The sequence below is a fragment of the Streptococcus mitis genome, from assembly GCF_946188685.1.
GTDB classification, from domain to species: domain Bacteria; phylum Bacillota; class Bacilli; order Lactobacillales; family Streptococcaceae; genus Streptococcus; species Streptococcus mitis_CC.
Genome location: NZ_CAMHWH010000006.1, coordinates 20397 through 41949, shown reverse-complemented (window position 1 = coordinate 41949; position 21553 = coordinate 20397). Strand labels below are relative to the sequence as shown.

Here is a 21553-nt window from a genome sequence, read left to right as displayed (position 1 = left end):
TTGTGTAGCACCAAGAGCTAAATCTACATGACTTTTACATTACTGATATTGTCTACTGGAAAAACCACAAATCTTATTTTCCAGTGAAATATTTAACCGCTGACGCGAACAGGTGCTGGTCTTTATTTCCTGGGATGTTTTGGAAGAGACCGTCTTCATAACGTTCTGAATGACCCATCTTACCGATGATTTGACCGTTCTTGCTAGTAATTCCTTCGATGGCATTTACAGAACCATTCGGATTGTACTTAGAATCCATACTTGGTTTGCCGTCAAAGTCAACGTATTGGCTGAAAATTTGTCCATTGTCACGGAGCTCTGCAAATTCCTCAGCCGTCACGACAAACTTCCCTTCACCGTGCGAAACAGGAATAGCATGGATATCACCCACTTGCACACCAGCTAACCATGGCGAGTTGGTATTGGCAATCCGAGTTTCCACCATCTTGGCCACGTGCTGGTTGGCATCATTGTAGAAGAGGGTTGGGCTAGTACTAGTGGCTTCTTCAAAGTTACCATATGGAAGAAGACCTGATTTGACAAGAGCCTGGAATCCATTACAGATACCGATAATCAAGCCACCACGAGCGATAAAGCTATCAATCGCTACACGCACTTTTTCATTGAGCAGGATGTTGACGATAAACTTGGCTGAACCATCCGGCTCGTCCGCAGCCGAGAATCCACCTGCAAAGAAGAGAATGTTTGCCTTGCCTATATTGTCAACCATAGTTTCAACTGACTTGACAATGGCTTCTTCATTCAAGGTCACGAATGGCACCAAGTTAATTTCTGCACCTTCTTTTTCGAAGGCCTTAGCTGAATCATATTCTGAGTTGGTTCCTGGGAAGACTGGGATGTAAACCACAGGTTTTTCAACCTTTTCTTTTCCTTTGATGATTACATCAGAAGTTACAGCTGGAACTTCTTCCAGTTCTTTAGCTTGGGCAAATTCAGTTGGATAAACTTCTTCTAGTTTTCCTTGGAAGGCACTGTCAAGCTTGTGTCCATCTAGCTTCACACCGTTGACAAGGAGTGTAAAGTCTGCACTTGTTTGACCAATTTTCTCTACTCCAGCGATTTCTTCAGGAGATGTGAAGACAAATCCGCCTAATTGAGCTGTTAAAGCCGTTTCAAGTTCAGGCAGGCTTACTTCTGCACCGATATGGTTCCCAAAGGTAGCAAGGGCCAAGCTTTCAAGCACACCACCGTATTTGACAGCTGATGCAGATGTTACTTTGTGGCCAGCTTGAATAGCTTCAAACTGAGCAAAGTTAGACTTAATCAAGTCAAAATCAATCTCTGCAGAGAGGGCTTGACCTGGTATGTAATAGATGTTTTCACCAGCAGTCTTGAACTCTGGAGAGAGTACCTTACGGCTATCTGCCGTCGTCACTCCAAAGGCTACCAAGGTTGGTGGTACGGTCAATTCTTCAAAGGTCCCAGACATAGAGTCCTTACCACCGATAGATGGCAAGCCAAGTTGGATTTGTGCTTCGATAGAACCTAGAAGAGCTGCTACTGGCTGACCAAAACGCTCAGCTTGTTTGTCCATGCGCTCGAAATACTCTTGGTATGAGAAACGAGCCTTAGACCAGTTTGCACCAGCAGCAACCAAACGAGCAGTCGCTTCGATAACCGCATAGGCAGCACCGTGGTATGGAGACCATTCTGCCACATATGGATTGAATCCTTGAGCCATGACTGATGCAGTATGAGTCACACCGTGCTGAACTGGCAATTTTTGCACAGAAGCCTCAGTTGGTGTGAGTTGGTAACGACCACCAAGTGGGTGATTAACCGTTGAGCGTCCAACAGAGCAGTCAAAGATAGTCTGTAATCCTTTTTGACTCGCATGGTTGAGGTCAGATAGAACCGTAAGGGTATCTGCTTCAAGTGTGTCAGCAGATGTTTGACGTTCTTCTGGGAGTGTGACATCCTTGTCCACAACCTTTGCATCAACGACCACGCGCACACCGTTTGTATCAAGGAAACGACGCTCCAAGTCCACAATTGTCTCACCATTCCAATGCATAACCAGATTTGGTTTTTCAGTCACTGTCGCAACCACAACAGCATCAATATTTTCTTTGTTACATTCCGCAACGAAGGCATCTACATCCTCAGGACGAACCACGACCGCCATCCGTTCTTGTGATTCAGAGATTGCAATTTCGGTGCCATTCAAGCCTTGGTATTTAAGAGGAACCTTGTTGAGGTCGATTTCAAGACCGTCTGCCAATTCACCGATAGCCACACAGACACCACCAGCGCCAAAATCATTTGATTTTTTGATAAGGCGAGTCACATCGCCATTACGGAACAGACGTTGAATCTTGCGTTCTTCGATAGCATTCCCTTTTTGAACTTCAGCTCCAGCAGTTTCCACAGACTCAACCGTTTGAACCTTAGAAGAGCCCGTCGCACCACCGACACCATCACGTCCAGTCTTACCTCCAAGAAGGATAATGACATCACCCGATTCCGGTTTTTCACGGACAACATTGCCCTTAGGAGCCGCACCAACAACAGCACCAAGCTCCATGCGTTTAGCTACAAAGCCTGGGTGGAAGTATTCACGAACGTAGGTTGTTGCAAGCCCAATCTGGTTACCATATGAAGAATAACCATGAGCCGCTGTTTTAGAAATGACTTGTTGTGGCAATTTCCCAGCGCGAGTTTCTGAAATCGGTGCGGTAATATCACCCGCACCTGAGATACGCATAGCTTGGTAGACATATGAGCGACCTGACAATGGGTCACGAATGGCTCCACCGATACAAGTTGCCGCCCCACCAAATGGCTCAATCTCAGTTGGGTGATTGTGGGTTTCATTTTTGAACATGAGGAGCCAAGGTTCCTTGATACCATCAACGTCCACTTCGATTTCTACTGAGCAGGCGTTTATTTCATCAGACACTTCCATATCGTCCAAACGTCCATTAGCACGCTCATAACGACCGAAAATAGTCGCCATATCCATCAAGGTTTGTGGTTTTTCAGAACGCCCCAACTCATCACGCATGGCAATATACTTGTCATAGGTTGACTGCAATTGCTTTTGGAATTTCGATGCGGAGAAGTCAATGTGTTTCAACTCTGTCTCAAAAGTTGTGTGACGGCAGTGGTCAGACCAGTAAGTGTCCAAAACCTTGAGTTCTGTTTCCGTCGGCACGCGCTCGATTGACTTGAAATAGTCTTGGATAAAGAGCAAATCATCCACTTCCATGGCCATCCCTTGCTCAGCCTTGTAGCGAGCAAAGTCTTCTGCTGTATAGCTTTCAAAGAAAGTCAATTTTGGAATGGTCTTATCTGACTCTGAAAATTCCTGCTTGGCAATCCCTGTCGTGATGTCTTTGAAACGAGAATCAACTGGATTGAGCAGGTAGTTCTTGACCGCTTCCAACTCAGTCGCATCAATATCTTTATTGACTAAGTACAGTTGGGCTGTGTTGACTGTCACGTCACTCGAACTTCCCAACAAAAGCAAGGCTTCTTGCGAAGAAGCTGCACGCTGGTCAAACTGCCCTGGCAGGCTTTCAGTAGCAAAGAAAGCATAGTTGGTAAGATCCGCCTGCACAGCCGCTTCGTCCAAAACATGGTCTGTCACCTGCTCAGAGAAAATGTGTTTCTCTGCAGGTGCAAACAGGTCCTCAGCCAAGTCAAATACATCATAAACCTGCACGATACGAATACTTTTCAAAGTTGACAATCCCAAGTTATGCTGGAGTTCTCTAACCAAACTCTCTGACTTGACCTGAAAATCAGCCTTTTTCTCAACAAAAATACGTTTATCCATCAATCCTTATTCCTTTATTTCAGCTCTTACAATGTTCCAACGACCTTGAGGTTGTTATTTCAATTCTTGCAACTTTTCCCAGACAATCTCGTAAACGTCTGTTAGTTCTCCCAATCCCCTACGGAGTGAAAAGGTCTGGGGGACCTTTTCAGCCTGAGTCCTTTTAGTTGAGAGACGAAGGTTTTCCATTGCAAACAGATTATTTCAAACCTTGCAGCTTCTCCCAGACAACTTCGTAAACGTCTGTTAGCTCTCCTAATCCCCTACGGAAAACATCCTTATCCATGTGGTTGCCATCCGCATCCCACAAACGGCAGTTATCTGGTGAAAATTCATCTGCTAAGATAATCTTGCCATCCTTGTCAAAACCGAACTCTAGCTTAAAGTCAATCAACTTGAGGCCAATCTCAGCAAACCAGACTTTCAAAAGTTCATTGATACGACGGGTTTCTTCCTTCAAGTAGGCAATCTGCTGGTCATCCGCAATCTTTAGGAATTTCACATGCTCGTCATTGATAAATGGATCATCCAAATCATCATTTTTATAGTAAAATTCGACAATCGGAGTTTCAAATGCAACACCTTCGTCTACACCAAAACGTTTTGAAAAGGAACCAGCAGTATAGTTTCGGAGCACGACTTCCAAAGGAATAATCTTAACCTTTTTATTAAGTTGTTCCGTGTCTGAAAGCTTCTCCACAAAGTGAGTCGCCACACCAGCCGCATTTAATTTCTCAAAAATAAAAGATGAGATCTGATTATTCAACACTCCCTTACCTGCAATCTGCTCCTTCTTGACACCATTGAAAGCAGTCGCCTGGTCCTTGTAAGTTGAAATAATAAGATTTTCATCCTCAGTTGTATAGATATCTTTAGCTTTTCCCGAATAGATCAATTGTTTTGACATTTTAAAGTTCGCCTTTCGTATTACTTGAGCACATTCTACCATAAAAAACCTAAAATTACAAGAATTTAACCGAATAAATAATGTAGTAACTTCAAAAATCATAAAGAAAAAACTGCAAGAAGAATCTTTCTCACAGTTTTAAAATCATTTAACTCTAAAAACACGAACATTACTCTTTGTTCAAAAATTGATCTAAATAATAACGTAGGTAACTTTTCTTGCCCGTAATCATCTGCAGGCGACCTTCCACCCCGTACCGAAGTTTTTCAGCCTGCTCCGAAGTTAGATTAGTCTCCGCCTCGATTTTAAAGAAATTCCCTTTTTCAGTCTTAGTAGCTGTCGCATCAATACTTGTAATAGTAGAATCTAGGAAAATTTGATTCTTGGCATCATGAGTCGTAGTATAGCGAACAGAATCACCGACCTTGATCCTTGCTACATCTTTTGAACTTAGATAAGCTGTGAGTTTGGCTTTCCCTTCTTTTTCCAAGAACGGATAGAGTTGGGCTAGTAGAGTCCCCTCTGCTACCATGGTAGAATCACTGGTCTCAGGATTAAGATGAAGAACTCCATCCTCACTCGCCGTAATTTTCCCCTTGTCTAAAAGATTTCCCTGAACCTTCTTGCCTGACTCTGCTTCCAAGATTTTCTGGTCTAGAAGGGTCAATTCCTGACCAACCTTTGCCAAGTGTTGGGATTTGAGAGACTCCAATTGACTGCTTAAGCCTGACGCATAGGCTTGCTGGGTACCTGAACCTGCATACTGAACACGGTAAGTAGCAAGACTAGATTCTAACTGAGAAAGCTGCGCTTCAACTTGCGCCACTGCCTGAGCCTTAGCTTGCGGATTTTCCTCACCCTGAGACTTGTAGGACTGGTAGAGAGAGTAGGCTAGATTCTGATTGGCCAAGGAAGCGCCTGTTTCAATAGCTGACTTAGCTGTCTGGTAATCGCGAATTTTAGCCTCTGTTTGGCTGATGAGGTTGCCGATTTCGGCTTGGGTTTGGCTAGCTGCTGCATTCTGGGACGCGATGGTCTCATTTTGTTGCGATGTACTAGCCCTAAGACTGCCTGCTTGACTGATGTAGTCGCGAAAGGTGGCTTGGTAGCCAAATTTATCCTCCTCTGGAAAGTGGTTCTCCCCTTCTTGCAGACTTTTTTGTAAATACTCCAATTGCTTTTTTTGATCCTTAAGCATGTCCAACTGACTAGCATAGGCCTCCGCTTGGACACCTTCCGCCCCTTCCTGGTATTGAACCAAAATATCCCCCTTCTTAACAAACTTATTTTCTTCCAAATGATTGACAAGAATGCGATTGTTGCTAGTTGACTGGATATTTGCAAGGATACGACTAGGCTCGATAGTAGCTCTAGTAGACAAACTCATCTCCTTCTCTACCAAAGTTGCAAAACCAAGCAAAAACACGAGCAGAAGGAACATGGGGACAATCACCCGACTGGAAAAATTATGGTAACGACGATTATAAAACTCCGCACTTTCTAAAAATTCTGGTTTCATCCTCTCCTCTTTCTAACTATTCACCAAGTGGGCATAAAACCCACCCTGTGCAAGTAAATCAGCATGCTTTCCTTCTTCGACAATCTTGCCCTGATCCAAGACAACAACTTTCTCTGTCCGCTCAGCAATGGTCAAGCGGTGGGCGATGAAAATCAAGGTCTTGTCTAAAGCCATAAGATTATCGACAATTCGCTTCTCTGTCAGAATATCCAAACTGCTAGTTGCCTCATCCAAAATCAAGACCGGCGCATCTGTCAAGAGAGCACGCGCCAGAGCAATTCTCTGACGTTGACCACCTGAAATCCCTGCCCCATCCGAAGTCAATTCTGTCTGGTAATTCAGTGGCATGCGCTCAATGTCCTCCCGAATCTCTGCCAACTCGACCGCCCGTAAGATATCCTCTTGAGTCGTTCCCTCCTTGGCTCCAAGGAGAAGATTCTCCAAAATCGTTCCGTTAAAGACATAGGGCTGTTGAGGCAGATAGTTGATATACTGGCGCAGGGCTTTTTTGTCAATCTGATTGAGATTGACACCACTCAAACTAATCTCTCCCTGACTTGGATCGTAAAAATTAACCATCATCTTAGCCAAAGTCGTCTTACCTGACCCTGAAATCCCCACAAAAGCCACCTTAGAGCCTTGGGGAATGGTAAAATTGATATCTGACAAGACGTCTCGACCATAGCCATACTTGTAGGAAACCTGCTTGAAGGTCATATCTCCCTTCATCAAGCTCAAATCCTCAACCGTTTTCTTCTCCTCAAACTCAGAAGCTACCAGATAAACCTCATTTAGACGGTTATTGGCAACCTGCGCTGTCTGAAGCTTGGTTTGCAGATTGATGATATTTTCCAAAGGATTGGTAAAGTAAACCAGCAAGGTATTATAGGTAATCAACTGCCCCAAACTCATCTTGCCATCCATGACCAGAACAGCCCCCATCCAGAGAATGCCGACATTGAGCAAGAGATGGGCAACTTTTTTCAGAGCCTTTTGCTGACTCTCTGCCCGACTATAGGTAAAGGATTTTTTCAGATAATCCACAAATTCCTTGTCAATTTTTTGGTAACGCTGACTTTCACTGGTCAAAGACTTGATAGTCTCAATACCGTTGATGTCCTCGATGATAGAGGAAGACAGAACTGCATTGGCTTCCATGGTATCCCGATTCATCTTTTCAAACGGCTTCATAAAGGCAAAGATAATCACTGTATAGATAGGAAGTGCCAATAAGGTCATGAAAAAGAGATTGGTATTTTGTGAAAATAAAACAAGGGAAATAATGACAACCGTTGACACATCCAAGAAAATCGAAAGAATGGTCGAAGCCAACGCATCGATGATACTGTTAGCATCCGTGAAACGAGACACGATTTCCCCTGTCCGACGTGTCGCAAAAAAGGACATAGGCAGGTGAAAAACATGCTTGATATAGGACAAAATCACATCAATCGATAAGCGTTGCCCCAAAACAAGTAAGAGATACTCCTGAGCGTAAGACAAAATCTGCTGAAGAATATAAACAATCACCAGCCCAATAGAAATAATCCCCAGCGTCGAACGCATCTGATCTGGCACATAGGTATCAATGATAGACTGTAGATAATAAGAACCCACAATGTTAATCAAGGTTACCAAGAGTGTCGCCAAAACGATATTGGCAATCAAGCCACGCTGCTTCACTAATATAGGGATAAAAGAGAGCAGGCCATTCTTTTGATCCTTATGAGGCTTGTAGTCTGGACTAGGTGCCATAAACAGAGTCACTCCTGTCCATTCTTCCGCAAAACGCTCACGTGGCAGTTTGGTCAATTTCACCCCAGGATCTGGGTCGGCAATATGAATGCTATCCTTATCCTGCCCAGTCACCACATAGTAGTGGAGCAATTTCCCTTCCTTAAGCACATGAGCAACAAAAGGAAAAGTCAAATCTGGCAAGTCAAAAAGCGTCATATCCGCCTTAATTGCTCGCGTCTCAAAACCAATCTCCTCTGCCACCTTGACCAAGCCCAAAGCCGTCGTCCCATCCATGGTCGTCTTGGCCAATTCTCGTAAGTGAGCTAAAGAATAGTAACTACCATAGTAGCCAAAAACCATGGCTAATGAAGCTACACCGCAGTCCATCTGATCCACCTGCGGACGATAGTGACGTTTCCCAAATTTCATATTCAACTCCTTTTCCTAAACTCATCTGATAATAACTATCTTACCCCAATCCCAAAACAAAAACTGGACTTCCTTCCCAAATGCTCCTATCTACCTCCCAACTGCACTTTTCGGATAAAAAAATAGGCAGAACAAACGTCATGCCTACTAAAAATATGGTATGAAAGGAAATTGATGTTTTACTGACACCCTAGGCAAGATTGGGATAAATAAATCATTGATAGTAACATTTACGACATCCTATTTATTACTACAATTTCCAATGTCCCTGCTATTTCTAAGCCGTCTCTGGTATGATCTATTCATGGTCAGAATAGATAACACCGTTCTAAATTACGATTCATAGTTACTCCTTTTAAACTCCATTGTGATGCATCCTTAGATTCTACCCCAGCCATTTTTCAGCGAAGGCTAACAAGTCATTCTTAACTGTTCACCCTACTTGCTTTTTATTGGCCTTATATCCTAGATAAAAGAGCCCAAATAAAACAGGGTAAATTTCTAGATAAAATAGGGTATTGATCGGATTTTTCAAAATCAAATACGTTGCGATGTAGATTATGAGCGATACGATAAAATACCCCTCAGCAAAACCTAATAAAAATGTTTTCATAATAGACTCCTATTTGTCTGACAAGAATATTTGATTATTTTTTGACAAATCTTTGCGAAAAATACCAAAATATGCTGAGAAAAGCAAACCAACCAAAGTCCATTGCCAATTAAAGGATACTAACGAACCTGTACGAATCACATGAAGCGCGACATTAAGAGTTATTCCCAACAAAGGAAATATCGTGGCTAGTTTAGGTAACAATGTATTGAGATTAAGGTTGCGACTGTTCATTATCTAACGCCCACGACGAGCAAAATCTGAACCAAATTTGTAACCAGCATTAAAAATTTGTACAGCAGCATTCAGTACTCCTGCAATCCCAACTGCTTCGGCAAGACCAAAACCACCTTTTGTTCCCACTAATTCATCGTCAGATAATTGATAAAATTGTTCTAAGTTCATATTCGTCATTACTCCTTTGTATTATATTTTATTGCTATGTAAATGATTAAAATGAGTATTGGATAAGTAAATACTTCTGAAATATCCATAAAATTTACACTATACTGTCCTGATAATATTTTATAGTCAATTAAAATTTGAACGATAGTAAAAATAATACGTAGCGATAACAATACCCCTAATAATATCACTTCTTTTTTTAAAAACATAGAAATGCCTCTCTGACTACAATCAGATTATGGTCTATTCGCATAATACCCTAAAGCTGCTCCTCCAGCAAAAAGCGCTGCTGCTCCACCTGCTACTGCTGCACCTATCTTCCAGATAGACACTCCGGCGACTACAAGAGGCAATGCTCCCCCATCCACATTCACCAACTCTTCTTCTGTAAGAGCTACAAAGTTCTGTTCCATTTTGTCAAAATTTGTCATCTTTTTCTCCTCTTGTCCTATTTTTTCTAAATCTTATCCTCTAAAAAATGGAGTTCCAATAAATACACTACGTAACAATAGACCTGTAATTAAACCCCGTTGATAACTTTCCTTGCTACCACCCACCAGCAAAGCTAAGTCGCTTTCCTTTAATACTTCAATAGTATATTTATCATTCATTTCATTCATCGCTTATCCCCTAAAAACCTAAACCTCTACGAAATCCAACGTACCAATCTGCGAGGGTCTTCGTCCAATTTTCTCCACCTTGAATATCGGTCAATTCTTCCGAAGTTAGCTCAACAAATCCATAATAATGTTCTTTCATTATTTTATTCCTTTCTTTTTTCCTCTCACTTATCTATTCGAAAAACAATCCGAAAATGAACAACTAAATTAAATTAAATTTTATTTAAAAAATAATTTAATGAACCACGGATACAAGATTGGTAGATACATAAACCAGGCTCCTTTCCTTTTCCTCTTACTTATCTATTCGAAAAACAATTCGAAAATACACAACTAAATTAAATTTATTTGAAAAATAATTTAGTAAACCACGGATAAAAAATTGGTAGATACATGAACTAGGCTCCTTTCCTTTTCCTCTTACTTATCTATTCGAAAAATAATTCGAAAATGTACAACTAAATTAAATTTTATTTAAAAAATAACTTAATAAACCACGGATAAAAAATTGGTAGATACATAAACTAGGCTCCTTCCTTTTCCTCTTACTTATCTATTCGAAAAAGAAGTCAAAAAAATAAGAATATCAGAAAATTTTCCGACATTCTTATTGATAAACTCATCCAAGTCTAACAGATATTAGACATTGAGATGTTTTTTAAGTGTTCTTCTGGCTGTTCGTGATACGGGGAAATGCAAACCTTCTAACAGGGTCACTTCTGTCGCAGTCATCTCTTCAATAGCCTGTAAACTGACCAACGTATTGCGATTGGCATAGACAAAGTAATCTTTTTCAGCCTTGGCAGCAATATCCTTGAGACTGCCATAAATGGTCTTGATAGAATGATTAGCATAATAGACCTTGATACGGTGGGATTCCACTGAAGTTTCAAAGGCTAAAATCTCATGGTAGGGCAGAGTAAAGCCCCGTCTTCCCTCAAAACTATAGGTGAAGAGACGCATATTTTCCCTCTTGTCCACTGCCAGTACATAGTCCAGACAGCGCTCCAGCTGATGACGGTAATCCTCCTCAGGCTGATCCTTGGAAATAAAATCCAAGGCAGACAAGTGGTAGCGAAAAGCTAGAGGCAAGGCCTCCGAGTGCGTGGACACAAAGACAATGCTTGTAAAAGGATCCCGCTCCCGAACCTGTTGAGCAACCTGAAAGCCCCGTTCACGCTCTCCATCAATCTCTAAATCCAATAAATAGAGCTGGTAATGGTCAAAATACTGGGAATACTTTTCAACGTCTCCATAGTTTTTGGCAATATCAATTTCCAATCTTAAATTACGAGAGCGACCGATATCTAGTAAAGTCTGCTCTATCCGTCCTTGCTGGACTCTATCGTCTTCCAAAACTAAAATTCTCATTCCTCTCCACCTCGTTTCTCATCCTTAAATGGCAATTCTAAATCTTGTCTAAAAGTCATCTCTCCTAGCTGGGTATCTAAGTTCAAATCATAATGAAAAACCATGTCCTCCAAGGTCGCTAAGCCCAGTCCACTGTGGTTTCCCTTGGTCGAATAACCCTTTTGACTGAGAATACTGGGATTCAGTTCTTCTTTCTTACGAGTGTTTTCAATGATAAAACGGACACTCCTATCGCCTGCCAATAAAGCAACCCGAATCTGCGGATTTTCAGCCTCACTAGCTGCCTCCAAGGCATTTGTCGTGAGGATAGAGAGGATACGGATAGCCTCCAACATCGGCAATGCTAGTTCTTCTACGACCCCCACCGTCTCCAAACTAAAATGAATTCCTTGCTTATCAGCCACAATCATGGCTTTTGCCAAGGTATTGCGAATAGCTATATCATGGATATTGTGAAGATTAAAGGCTGTGTAATCTGCCTTTCTCAGCTTTTCATTTGTCTTTAGAAAGACATCTTGATAAATGGTAGACACCTCAGCCATGTCTCGATTCGCTATGGCAGGCTCCATGCTGGCGACAATCCCTGCAAAATCATGACGGAAACCTCGAACTTCATCATAGAGATGACCCAGCTTATCCACCATCCCTTGCAAGGAACGATTTTCATCTTCTTGTCTCTGAATGGTCTGCTCATCACGATAAACCTGCTCCAAATGCTTAATGTAAAAGAGCCAAGAGAAAAATAGGATGAAAATCAGGAGAGAAATGGTCGTATCAAATCGAACGTAGAAAGGATTACATCCTCCAGACATGATGGATGAAAACAGTCTGAAACCAAACAATAAGGATAAGATCCACATACTTTTCGTCACTAACGATTGAAATTTATCTAAAAATAATATATTGAAATCAATTCCCCATCGTCTTAAAATGACAACAGACAAAAACAACGAAATCAAACTAAATACAGAATCAAATCCACTATGCAAGAAATCAGATAGTTCAGAGTAGTCAAATATCAATCGTATTATAAATGTCAAAACCAAATATCGAATACTTTGATAAAACATAAATAGATAAAGGGCAAGAAAGAGAGCTTCCTTCTTCTTTTTCTTTAACACAATCCAAAATATTATATAAAAGAATAATAAATTGGCAACATGCAAGAAACTCGGAAAAACGAAGGTAGCAAATAGATGAAAAACTACCCAAAGAAATATAGAGCGTTTGTCATAAAATGCTTTAGAGAGTTGACTACCTAGATAAATCGGAGGAGCTAAAATATTGATTAAAATCAATATAAACACTAAAAATTCAAGTAATATAATCATAAATCCGTTTAATTAACCCATTAGTAGCAAAACACTAGCTTTGCTTTGGGAATAGATATCACCAACTGTAAATATCTTCAAATTGTTCCAATTCTACAAATGTATTTTTCATTTTCACGACAAACTCCTTTTCATAATTTTATATCCTCTCTATCCCCTTATAAATCCACAAAAGGCCTTAGTTTCTTTTAAAATACAAGAAATCTAAAGCCTCTTGAAAATGATTTGCACATTTTAATTTTATATTCGTTGTGAAGATTGCTTATCTATTTATTTTACCACAAGAACCTTGTAATATTCATACTTATTTGGCTGTGTAATCTTAATTTTTTGACCATAGAAACCATCGATTTCTTTGTCAAAATAATCTGAAAATCTTGATGGCAAGCGTTTCATCTTAAGAACCTCACCAGATTGGTCTGCATATACAAGGAAATGATAGTGGGTTGTAGCCATACCATCATCAATCAGTACAAAGTAACCTGTTTTGAGCTTACCTTGTCCATTATCTAAATAGTATAGTTTATTGTTATTGATTGTGAAGTGAGCAGATAGTCTAAGTCGTACACCTGGGTCTTCTAGATAAAGATCATTGCCAACTTTTTTGATTTCTGATCTAGTTGTCATCTCTGGAAGTGGTAATACTCTACGACCATCTGCTCCAAAGTAATATCGACCTGGTAGATTTTGGAAATTACGAATAACAGCTTTAGGATCAATTTCTTGTCCTTCTTCTTTATTATCTACTAAAGCTAAGGTTGTATTTGCAACCTCATCCCCATATTTGTCGGAAAACTTCTTGAACTCAGGTTTGATATACCAAGTATTTTTAGCCACGATAACATCAGTATAGTTATGTCCGTCAAATTTTGATGTAATCAGATACTCATATCCATCACCTAAACGGACGATATCATCATCTTTATAAGGGCTATTTTTTAAAGTCAACATATAGCCATCCTTACCAATGATATAACTTTCTCCATCGCTGGCTGGAACAGCTCTGTCTGCGACCATAGCACCTGATTTTTCAAAGTAAGACCATTCACCATTTGCAGTCGCCCATCCTGTTGCCATAGCGCCACTGCCTTTGAGGTAATACCATGTAGACCCTTCTTTGTACCAACCAGTACGCATAGCACCACTATCTGCTAGTGAATACCATGTATTGCCTTCCTTGTACCAGCCAGTACGCATAGCGCCACTATCTGCTAGGGAATACCATGTATTTCCGTCTTTGAGCCAGCCTGTCTGCATTTTACCAGCGCTATCGAAGTGATACCAAGAGCCAGCATTTTGCACCCATTTATTTTTAGCGAGACTGCCATCTTGAGAAAGATTCCAGTCAACACCATTTTTAACCCAAGTATCTGCAGCCTGTGCTTGGTTGATAGATAAAAGTAGACCAGCACCTACAAGCAGACCAAGAGTGAGTAGTTTAGATTTTTTCATAGCCATTTCCTCCTATTCTATAGCGAAATGAACATGACTTCCTAGTAAACAAAGCTGTTCGCTTTTTCGTTTTACTCTGTCAGACGTCTTATCTCACAACAGAAACATTTCCTGTCTTACTATCGATTTTAACAGTTTGACCGTAGAAACCGTCAATTTCTTTATTAAGATAATCTGAAATTCCTGTTGGCAATCGTTTCATTTTAAGAATTTCACCAGATTGGTCTGCATAAACAAGAATATGATAGTGATGATAGCTTGGTCTATCATCAATCAATGCAAAATAACCTGTTTTGAGTTTGCCATTAGCACCATCTAAATAGTATAGTTTATTATTATTGATTGTGAAGCTGGTAGCTCCAAGAAGAAGTCGTGCACCCGGATTTTCTAGATAGACATCATTTCCAACTTTTTTAATCTCTGAATAGGTGGTCATTTCTGGTAAATTTGTTACGCGACGACCATCTGCCCCAAAGTAATACCTGTTTGGTATGTTTTGGAAATTTTTCACGACAGCTTTAGGATTAATTTCTTGTCCTTCTTCCGTATTATCTACTAAAGCCAACATCGTATTGGAAACTTTATCTCCATATTTATCAGAAAACTTCTTAAATTCAGGTTTTATGTACCAAGCATTTTTTTCAACAATGACTCCATCTTTTGTATAAATAAGGTGATAATCATAACCATCAGACAAAGTAACAATATTTGTGATAATTGTATCATCCTCTTGAGATTGTTCAACCTGACTAGGGAGTTTGGTTAACAGATAGCCATCCTTACCAATGACATAACTTTCTCCATCGCTTGCTGGAACAGCTCTGTCTGCGACCATTGCACCTGATTTTTCAAAGTAAGACCATTGACCATTTGCAGTCGCCCATCCTGTTGCCATAGCGCCACTGTCTTTGAGGTAGTACCAAGTAGACCCTTCTTTGTACCAACCTGTGCGCATAGCGCCACTATCTGCTAGTGAGTACCATGTATTTCCGTCCTTATACCAGCCAGTGCGCATAGCCCCACTATCTGCGAGCGAATACCAAGTGTTACCGTCTTTGAGCCAGCCTGTCTGCATTTTCCCAGAACCGTCAAAGTGGTACCAATAACCAGCATTTTGTACCCATTTATTTTTAGCAAGACTGCCATCTTGAGAAAGATTCCAGTCAGCACCATTTTTTACCCAAGTATCTGCAGCCTGTGCTTGGTTGATAGATAAAAGTAGACCAGCACCTACAAGCAAACCAAGTGTAAGTAGTTTAGATTTTTTCATAGTTATTTCCTCCTTTATTGAATAGTTATAAAAAGATATTTTTCCATCATAAACATTCTACATAACTCCTAATAATCCTTAAGAGTCAACCAACACCTTCTTTCTATCATCATTGCCCACCCCACACCTTTATGATATACTAAATATAAATATTTTCTTAAAACTTCTACTTTTGGAACATTTTTGGAGGCAAAAATATGCGGTGGGATATTGGTTCAGTTTATAAATACATTCGTAAGTCAAAAGGGATTACACAAAATGAAGTCTGTGGTGACTACATTACTCATTCTAACTTATCGAAGTTTGAAAATAATCATTCTACTCCTAGGTATGATACTATGGAGTTACTTTTGAGGCAAATTGATATGAGTTTCGATGAATTTCATTATATTTGTCAACATTACCAAATGGATTCTCGTAAGAAATTATTTTCAGAATATTATCAAGTCATTTCTTCACCTAATCTAGAAGAAATGAAGACACTGCTATCAAAATGTCAAATTTATCTAGATGAAGTGCAGAATGATATCCCAATAGAACATGCTGTGAAAGAACTAACCATTTTTATAGAAGTGATTGAAAATCAGTTTTCCGATAAAGCTCAAGCCTTGGCTGAGGAGTTATGGAAAGAATTGGAAAAAAGAGATCAGTGGTTCCTCTCAGATTTACGATTGCTAGTGATGATCATTTTCCATTTCCCTATTGATTCACTAGAAATGCTACGTCAAAGACTTGTAAAATCTCTAAATAAATACACAGATTATCGTCCAATTCAAAGTATTCATTACTCCATTCTAGCCAATATGACACGAATGTACCTTGAAGCAGGGAAGAAAGATGACTGTCTATGCTTAATTCAAGAATGTCTTGATTTAGCAAAAATATTGAAACGATACGATTTATTAGGTGTAGCTCAAGTACGTCTGGGAATTGTTAATGAAGATCATACTATGATTAATAAAGGATTATCCTTACTCGAATCAACAGATGAAAGTCGATTACTAGAAGAAATGAAAAGAGAAGTTCGTGATTATTATCAAGCAGATTTTTTTGAAACAGAGACCAAACAGTAACTATTACTTTATGAATAAAAGCGAACATGACTTCCTAGTATACAAAGCTGTTCGCTTTTTCGTTTTACTCTGTCAGATAGTTTATTTCACAACAGAAACATTTCCTGTTGAACTGTCGTATCGAACAGTTTCTCCATAAAAACCGGAAATTCCTTTTTCAATATAATCACGGAAATCATTAGGCAAAACTTTCATCTTCACGATTTCACCAGATTCATCTGCATAGCCCAAAATATGGTGATCTTTAGATAATAATCCGTCCATAAACATTATGAAATATCCAGTTACAAGTTTACCATTATAATCATTGGCAGCTCTTAGATAAAGTTTATTGTCATTAATTGTAAATCCAGATATGTCTAGACTAATAACTGGACTTGAGTTTTTAAGATAAAGTTCAGACCCAACTTTTTGAATAGGGAAGTGAGTAGTGAATTCTGGTAGATTCGCAACCTTACGTCCATCTGCTCCAAAGTAATACTTATTTGGTAAGTTTTGGAAATTCTTTATGACAGCTTTAGGATCAATTTCTTCCCCTGGTTTTTTATTATCAGTAATGGCATCTAAAGTATTTCGTTTTATATCGCCAATCTTTTGATAAGAAAAACGTTCAACAATAGGTTTGATATACCAGGCATTCTTTTCGATAACAACTCCATCTTTCTTATGAACAAGGTGATAGTCATAACCATCAGACAAAGTAACGATATCTGTAATAACTGTATCATCAAAAGGATCTTGTTCAACTTCACTTGGAAGTCTGGTTAACATATAACCATCCTTACCAATGACATAACTTTCCCCATCGCTTGCTGGAACAGCTCTATCTGCTACCATAGCACCTGATTTTTCAAAGTAAGACCATTGACCATTGGCAGTCGCCCATCCTGTTGCCATAGCGCCACTGTCTTTGAGGTAATACCATGTAGACCCTTCTTTGTACCAACCTGTACGCATAGCGCCACTATTTGCAAGTGAGTACCAGGTGCTACCTTCCTTGTACCAGCCAGTACGCATAGCGCCACTGTCTGCGAGCGAATACCATGTATTCCCATCTTTGAGCCAGCCTGTCTGCATTTTACCAGAACCGTCAAAGTGGTACCAAGAACCTGCGTTTTGTACCCATTTGTTTTTAGCGAAACTGCCATCTTGTGAAAGATTCCAGTCAGCACCATTTTTAACCCAAGTATCTGCAGCCTGTGCTTGATTGATTGACAAAAGCAGACCAACACCTGCAAGCAAACCAAGAGTGAGTAGTTTAGATTTTTTCATAGCCATTTCCTCCTAAAATAGATAAATCCAAAGCAAGAAAATCAAATAGAAACGAAGTCAAAATAGATGTCAGGTTCATGAACCTGAACCATAAGATCTCCTAACATTTCCAAGAATATAAGATAGAGACTAGTTTATCAAAAGTACATAGCCATCACCTTCCCCCAACTATAAAATAAATCCTTTTTTATATCTACATTATAGTCCTGTAAAAAAGGAAAGTCAATTAAAATTGTGACTATATTAACAATTTCATTCTAGCAGAAACTCATTGATATTTTCATTTGATCTTTATTTCTTATTTCCTTTTTGGAGATTGATTTTTCTGACTACATTATATCCTTTATTTGTTTTCATATCTCTCCTGTCCCTAGAAAGACTAAATCTGTTCCTAAACGGTCACTTGAACCAAAGAAAAATTCCAAAGCAAATGCCTTGGAACTCCTTATCTTTATTTTGCTTGAATGATTTTAACCACATCGCCTACACTTTGGAGTTGATCAATTTCCTCGTCACTGATTTCGATACTAAATTCATCTTCCAGTGTCAAGATAAACTCCATCAAGTCAACTGAGTCAGCATCCAAATCGTCTTTCAGACTCAAGGATTCTGTCACGACAAAGTCCTCTCCCTGTCGCTCTTGGATAATGGTCACAATACGGTCAAAAATTTCTTTTTCTGTCATCTCTTTTATTCTCCTGAAAATTCACGCGCAGTCTGGGCAACTACGTCTGTCTCTAGCATGGTACGAATCTGGCGGATTGTACTATAAACAGCCTTGGCATCGCTTGAGCCATGAGTCTTGACAACCGGTGCCTTGACACCAAACAAGACCGCTCCACCAACATCTGAGTAGTTGAGCTGTTTTTTCAAACCTCTGAGGCTGTCCTTTAGAAGAAGGGCACCTAGTTTCGCTCGGAGACCACCACCTGTAATAGCGGTCTTGAGCAAGCCCATGATTCCCATGGCTGTCCCTTCAATGGATTTGAGCACAGCGTTTCCCGTGAAACCATCTGCCACAACAACATCCGCAACGCCATTCATCAAATCACGTGCTTCCACGTTTCCGATAAAGTTCAAACTCTTATCAGCTACTAGCAAGTCATAAGTTTCCTTACGAAGCGGGTCACCCTTGCTACTCTCTGTTCCGTTGTTGAGCAAGCCAACACGTGGTTGCGCAATGCCTCGGACATTTTTAGCATAGAAGGAGCCTAGAACCGCATATTGATGGAGGTGCTGAGCTGTATTTTCCGCATTAGCACCGAGGTCCAGCATGTCAAATCCCTTCCCATCTACAGTCGGCAAAGTCGACATAAGCCCTGGCCGATCAATATTCTTGATACGACCCACGATGAAAAATCCTGCTGCTAGTAAAGCACCTGTATTCCCAGCCGATAGGACAGCATCTGCTTCACCTTCTTTGACAGCCTTGGCCGCCAAGACCATACTGGCATTTTTCTTCTTCCGAATAGCTCTCGTAGGTTCATCGTCTGAATCAATCTTTTCATCCGTATGGATAATGCTGACGCGCTCTGTCGCTGTCAGATATTGCTTGATTTTAGCTTCATCTCCATAAAGTTGAACCTCGATATCTGAAAAGTCAGCTAGGGCTTGATTGACACCCTCAACGATGGCTTGAGGTGCGTAATCGCCCCCCATGGCATCTACTGCGATTTTTTTCATTTCTTTTCCTCTTTTAGTAATTGTCCCCAGTCTGCTAGGGAATCAATAAATTTCTTTGATTTTAGGTGAATCCCAACGTACTCTTCGTAGAGTTGATCCATAAATTGGCGTAAGTCTTGCTTGATTTCAGGCTTGAGCGAAATGGTCTCCAAGGTTTCAAAATCAATGGCTTGAAATTGATTGAGCAGATAAGGGATATTGGGATTGAGATGGCAACGTCTCTCATCCTCATGATAATGCTCTGAACAGAGGCAGGCTCCATATTTGAAAGAAAAGTCAAAAGCTTGACCGACCCGATGGCAAAAGACACACTCATTAAAATTGAGGCTGATCCCAAATCGAGTCAAGATTTGAATTTCAAAAATATTGGTCAAAACTTGATAATCCAAACCCTCTTCCATCAACTCCAAGGTCTTTTGCAAAAAAGCAAACAAGGGAGCATCTTGCTGATTGTCCTGCAAACTAGCATCTGCAAGAGCTGCCACATAGGTCGCATAAGCCATGACAAAGAGATCGCTATTAATCTTGGGAAAAGTCATCACCTCATGATAGTCCTCAATGTAGCTAAGCCCGTCATCATTGATTCGTAAGAGAAATCGAGCCAGCACCAAGGGCTGAATAACAGGCGCCAGCTTAGACTGGCCAGCATGTTTAACGAAAAACATGCGTTTGCCAGCCTGCTCTGTAAAAATCTTGACTAGCTTATCATCCTCCCGAAAGTTGCGATTGTAGAGCACCAAGCCTTGACTCGTGATAGACTGAATCATGCTTCTCTCATGTACTCCTCAAGTCGTTTCATGGCTTCTTCGATAGTCTCCATGCTAGCCGCATAAGACAGGCGAACGTAACCTTCTCCATAACGCCCAAAGGCGGCACCAGGGATAAAGGCTACAGCCTTCTTCTGAGCAAAATCCTTGAGAAAGGCAAAGGAGTCTTGATTGTAGCCCGCTGGAATCTTAGCAAAGATATAGAAGGCACCGTCTGGTTTGATAATCTCAAAACCAAGAGCAGTCATTTTTTCGATGATATAATCTCGACGCTGGATGTATTCCTTCTTCATAGGCTCCGCATCGTTTTTACCCGCCGTCAAGGCTTCCACCGCAGCGTGTTGAGCCATGGTATTTGCGGCAGTGACCAAGTACTGGTGACTCTTAATCAACTGGGCTGTAAAGGCCGCAGGAGCGAAAATCAGACCCAAACGCCAACCTGTCATGGCATGTGATTTAGATAGACCATTGATAATAATAGCCTGATCTCTCAACATGGTTCCCAGAGACACATGTGCTTCCTCTGTATAGGTTAATTCTGAGTAAACCTCATCACAGACAACAAAAATTTCGTACTTGCGTAAAACAGCTGCCAAGGCCTCCAACTGCTCTCGACTGTAGGTAATTCCTGTCGGATTAGCTGGATAGTTGAGAATAACCGCCTTGAGCTTGTCACCTTGCTCCAAAATAGCCTTCTCCAACATCTCAGGAGTCAAGACAAACCCATTTTCAGTTGTATCAATCTCGACAATCTCTGCCCCAACTAGATTGACAATCGGTTCATAACCCGGATAAGCAGGAGCTGGCAAAAGTACCTTGTCTCCCTCTTCCAAAATAGCCGTCAAAGTCGCAGATAAAGCCTCTGTCGCCCCAATTGTAACCAAGATTTCATTTTCAGGAGCATAGTCCAGTTGGTACTTTTCCTTAACAAAGTCACTGGCCGCCTGACGTAGAGTCAGCAGGCCACTCATCCCTGTATAGTAGGATTGGTTCTGATCAATCGCTCGCTTGGCCGCCTCCTTGACATGATCTGGCGTTGTAAAATCAGGTTCCCCCAAGGTCAAACGCAAGACCCCAGGAATCTCCGAAATAGCCTGGTCAAACTGACGAATCAACGAAACTTGAATCTTATCTAACTGTTTATTAAAGCGCTTAGTTAAGTCCATAGATACCTCCTACTTTCAAAACGTATCTCTATTATACTACAAAAGCCCCCCGACCGCAAAAATACATTAGAGAATAGCTTTCCACTTTCTATTTTACTTTTCCTGTTTACAGGTCTATAATGGTAACAGATTCTATTTG

22 protein-coding genes are annotated in these 21553 nt (G+C 40.5%); 1 reads left to right on the top strand and 21 read right to left on the bottom strand.

Annotated features, from left to right (window positions below):
* Positions 1-73: 73 nt before the first annotated feature.
* From N8N51_RS06815 to N8N51_RS06740, 16 genes are all read right to left on the bottom strand, one after another.
* Positions 74-3799, bottom strand: a complete 3726-nt coding sequence (locus N8N51_RS06815) for a phosphoribosylformylglycinamidine synthase (RefSeq protein ID WP_261103858.1) — start codon at positions 3797-3799, stop codon at positions 74-76.
* A 54-nt stretch (positions 3800-3853) separates the two neighbouring features.
* Entirely contained in the window at positions 3854-3988 is a 135-nt protein-coding gene (locus N8N51_RS10485; RefSeq protein ID WP_049544729.1) for a hypothetical protein, read from the bottom strand.
* A gap of 10 nt (positions 3989-3998) precedes the next feature.
* Positions 3999-4706, bottom strand: a complete 708-nt coding sequence (gene purC, locus N8N51_RS06805) for a phosphoribosylaminoimidazolesuccinocarboxamide synthase (protein ID WP_261103857.1) — start codon at positions 4704-4706, stop codon at positions 3999-4001.
* Between the two features lie 169 nt (positions 4707-4875).
* Positions 4876-6225 carry a competence pheromone export protein ComB gene (gene comB, locus N8N51_RS06800; protein WP_261056960.1) on the bottom strand — a complete coding sequence of 450 codons (1350 nt, stop codon included), beginning with the start codon at positions 6223-6225 and terminating at the stop codon, positions 4876-4878.
* A gap of 12 nt (positions 6226-6237) precedes the next feature.
* Positions 6238-8391, bottom strand: a complete 2154-nt coding sequence (gene comA, locus N8N51_RS06795; protein ID WP_261056961.1) for a peptide cleavage/export ABC transporter ComA — start codon at positions 8389-8391, stop codon at positions 6238-6240.
* 433 nt (positions 8392-8824) lie between these two features.
* Positions 8825-9004 carry a hypothetical protein gene (locus N8N51_RS06790; protein WP_049515845.1) on the bottom strand — a complete coding sequence of 60 codons (180 nt, stop codon included), beginning with the start codon at positions 9002-9004 and terminating at the stop codon, positions 8825-8827.
* Positions 9005-9013: 9 nt separating this feature from the next.
* Positions 9014-9238, bottom strand: coding sequence for a bacteriocin immunity protein (locus N8N51_RS06785; RefSeq protein ID WP_261056962.1), 225 nt, complete (start codon positions 9236-9238; stop codon positions 9014-9016).
* Between the two features lie 3 nt (positions 9239-9241).
* A complete protein-coding gene (locus N8N51_RS06780; protein ID WP_001047582.1) occupies positions 9242-9409 on the bottom strand; it encodes a class IIb bacteriocin, lactobin A/cerein 7B family in 168 nt (55 codons plus the stop codon).
* An 8-nt stretch (positions 9410-9417) separates the two neighbouring features.
* The gene (locus N8N51_RS06775; RefSeq protein ID WP_023940558.1) at positions 9418-9618 is read right to left on the bottom strand and encodes a hypothetical protein; all 201 of its coding nucleotides are present in this window, start codon (positions 9616-9618) and stop codon (positions 9418-9420) included.
* Positions 9619-9645: 27 nt separating this feature from the next.
* Positions 9646-9840, bottom strand: coding sequence for a class IIb bacteriocin, lactobin A/cerein 7B family (locus N8N51_RS06770; RefSeq protein WP_000180831.1), 195 nt, complete (start codon positions 9838-9840; stop codon positions 9646-9648).
* Positions 9841-9873: 33 nt separating this feature from the next.
* Positions 9874-10029 carry a hypothetical protein gene (locus N8N51_RS06765; RefSeq protein ID WP_261056963.1) on the bottom strand — a complete coding sequence of 52 codons (156 nt, stop codon included), beginning with the start codon at positions 10027-10029 and terminating at the stop codon, positions 9874-9876.
* Positions 10030-10039: 10 nt separating this feature from the next.
* Positions 10040-10168: a smi_0059.1 family bacteriocin-like peptide gene (locus N8N51_RS06760; RefSeq protein ID WP_049499438.1), complete on the bottom strand. Its 129-nt coding sequence runs from the start codon at positions 10166-10168 to the stop codon at positions 10040-10042.
* Positions 10169-10668: 500 nt separating this feature from the next.
* The gene (locus N8N51_RS06755; protein WP_001221869.1) at positions 10669-11400 is read right to left on the bottom strand and encodes a response regulator transcription factor; all 732 of its coding nucleotides are present in this window, start codon (positions 11398-11400) and stop codon (positions 10669-10671) included.
* Positions 11397-12260, bottom strand: a complete 864-nt coding sequence (locus N8N51_RS06750; protein ID WP_261056964.1) for a GHKL domain-containing protein — start codon at positions 12258-12260, stop codon at positions 11397-11399. The genes N8N51_RS06755 and N8N51_RS06750 overlap by 4 nt, the downstream gene beginning before the upstream one ends.
* A gap of 741 nt (positions 12261-13001) precedes the next feature.
* Positions 13002-14183 carry a PspC-like choline-binding domain-containing protein gene (locus tag N8N51_RS06745; protein ID WP_261103856.1) on the bottom strand — a complete coding sequence of 394 codons (1182 nt, stop codon included), beginning with the start codon at positions 14181-14183 and terminating at the stop codon, positions 13002-13004.
* A gap of 88 nt (positions 14184-14271) precedes the next feature.
* Positions 14272-15453, bottom strand: a complete 1182-nt coding sequence (locus tag N8N51_RS06740; RefSeq protein WP_261056966.1) for an N-acetylmuramoyl-L-alanine amidase family protein — start codon at positions 15451-15453, stop codon at positions 14272-14274.
* Between the two features lie 197 nt (positions 15454-15650).
* On the opposite strand from N8N51_RS06740, the gene N8N51_RS06735 reads away from it, so the two are divergent.
* Entirely contained in the window at positions 15651-16526 is an 876-nt protein-coding gene (locus N8N51_RS06735) for a helix-turn-helix domain-containing protein (RefSeq protein ID WP_203179997.1), read from the top strand.
* 81 nt (positions 16527-16607) lie between these two features.
* Here N8N51_RS06735 and N8N51_RS06730 read toward each other — a convergent pair whose 3' ends face one another.
* From N8N51_RS06730 to N8N51_RS06710, 5 genes are all read right to left on the bottom strand, one after another.
* A complete protein-coding gene (locus N8N51_RS06730) occupies positions 16608-17798 on the bottom strand; it encodes an N-acetylmuramoyl-L-alanine amidase family protein (RefSeq protein ID WP_261103855.1) in 1191 nt (396 codons plus the stop codon).
* 451 nt (positions 17799-18249) lie between these two features.
* Positions 18250-18483 (bottom strand): acyl carrier protein, encoded by a 234-nt coding sequence (locus N8N51_RS06725; RefSeq protein ID WP_000136448.1) that lies wholly within the window; start codon positions 18481-18483, stop codon positions 18250-18252.
* Positions 18484-18488: 5 nt separating this feature from the next.
* Positions 18489-19481: a phosphate acyltransferase PlsX gene (gene plsX, locus N8N51_RS06720; protein ID WP_261057371.1), complete on the bottom strand. Its 993-nt coding sequence runs from the start codon at positions 19479-19481 to the stop codon at positions 18489-18491.
* Positions 19478-20248 (bottom strand): DNA repair protein RecO, encoded by a 771-nt coding sequence (gene recO, locus N8N51_RS06715; RefSeq protein WP_261057372.1) that lies wholly within the window; start codon positions 20246-20248, stop codon positions 19478-19480. The genes plsX and recO overlap by 4 nt, the downstream gene beginning before the upstream one ends.
* Positions 20245-21414: a pyridoxal phosphate-dependent aminotransferase gene (locus N8N51_RS06710; RefSeq protein WP_261057374.1), complete on the bottom strand. Its 1170-nt coding sequence runs from the start codon at positions 21412-21414 to the stop codon at positions 20245-20247. The genes recO and N8N51_RS06710 overlap by 4 nt, the downstream gene beginning before the upstream one ends.
* Positions 21415-21553: the final 139 nt, after the last annotated feature.

What these genes read in the sequence shown, in the direction of transcription:
- N8N51_RS06815 (WP_261103858.1), bottom strand. Translation starts at nt 3,799, where the DNA reads ATGGATAAACGTATTTTTGTTGAGAAAAAGGCTGATTTTCAGGTCAAG.
- N8N51_RS10485 (WP_049544729.1), bottom strand. Translation starts at nt 3,988, where the DNA reads ATGGAAAACCTTCGTCTCTCAACTAAAAGGACTCAGGCTGAAAAGGTC.
- purC (WP_261103857.1), bottom strand. Translation starts at nt 4,706, where the DNA reads ATGTCAAAACAATTGATCTATTCGGGAAAAGCTAAAGATATCTATACA.
- comB (WP_261056960.1), bottom strand. Translation starts at nt 6,225, where the DNA reads ATGAAACCAGAATTTTTAGAAAGTGCGGAGTTTTATAATCGTCGTTAC.
- comA (WP_261056961.1), bottom strand. Translation starts at nt 8,391, where the DNA reads ATGAAATTTGGGAAACGTCACTATCGTCCGCAGGTGGATCAGATGGAC.
- N8N51_RS06790 (WP_049515845.1), bottom strand. Translation starts at nt 9,004, where the DNA reads ATGAAAACATTTTTATTAGGTTTTGCTGAGGGGTATTTTATCGTATCG.
- N8N51_RS06785 (WP_261056962.1), bottom strand. Translation starts at nt 9,238, where the DNA reads ATGAACAGTCGCAACCTTAATCTCAATACATTGTTACCTAAACTAGCC.
- N8N51_RS06780 (WP_001047582.1), bottom strand. Translation starts at nt 9,409, where the DNA reads ATGAACTTAGAACAATTTTATCAATTATCTGACGATGAATTAGTGGGA.
- N8N51_RS06775 (WP_023940558.1), bottom strand. Translation starts at nt 9,618, where the DNA reads ATGTTTTTAAAAAAAGAAGTGATATTATTAGGGGTATTGTTATCGCTA.
- N8N51_RS06770 (WP_000180831.1), bottom strand. Translation starts at nt 9,840, where the DNA reads ATGACAAATTTTGACAAAATGGAACAGAACTTTGTAGCTCTTACAGAA.
- N8N51_RS06765 (WP_261056963.1), bottom strand. Translation starts at nt 10,029, where the DNA reads ATGAATGAAATGAATGATAAATATACTATTGAAGTATTAAAGGAAAGC.
- N8N51_RS06760 (WP_049499438.1), bottom strand. Translation starts at nt 10,168, where the DNA reads ATGAAAGAACATTATTATGGATTTGTTGAGCTAACTTCGGAAGAATTG.
- N8N51_RS06755 (WP_001221869.1), bottom strand. Translation starts at nt 11,400, where the DNA reads ATGAGAATTTTAGTTTTGGAAGACGATAGAGTCCAGCAAGGACGGATA.
- N8N51_RS06750 (WP_261056964.1), bottom strand. Translation starts at nt 12,260, where the DNA reads ATGTGGATCTTATCCTTATTGTTTGGTTTCAGACTGTTTTCATCCATC.
- N8N51_RS06745 (WP_261103856.1), bottom strand. Translation starts at nt 14,183, where the DNA reads ATGAAAAAATCTAAACTACTCACTCTTGGTCTGCTTGTAGGTGCTGGT.
- N8N51_RS06740 (WP_261056966.1), bottom strand. Translation starts at nt 15,453, where the DNA reads ATGAAAAAATCTAAACTACTTACACTTGGTTTGCTTGTAGGTGCTGGT.
- N8N51_RS06735 (WP_203179997.1), top strand. Translation starts at nt 15,651, where the DNA reads ATGCGGTGGGATATTGGTTCAGTTTATAAATACATTCGTAAGTCAAAA.
- N8N51_RS06730 (WP_261103855.1), bottom strand. Translation starts at nt 17,798, where the DNA reads ATGAAAAAATCTAAACTACTCACTCTTGGTTTGCTTGCAGGTGTTGGT.
- N8N51_RS06725 (WP_000136448.1), bottom strand. Translation starts at nt 18,483, where the DNA reads ATGACAGAAAAAGAAATTTTTGACCGTATTGTGACCATTATCCAAGAG.
- plsX (WP_261057371.1), bottom strand. Translation starts at nt 19,481, where the DNA reads ATGAAAAAAATCGCAGTAGATGCCATGGGGGGCGATTACGCACCTCAA.
- recO (WP_261057372.1), bottom strand. Translation starts at nt 20,248, where the DNA reads ATGATTCAGTCTATCACGAGTCAAGGCTTGGTGCTCTACAATCGCAAC.
- N8N51_RS06710 (WP_261057374.1), bottom strand. Translation starts at nt 21,414, where the DNA reads ATGGACTTAACTAAGCGCTTTAATAAACAGTTAGATAAGATTCAAGTT.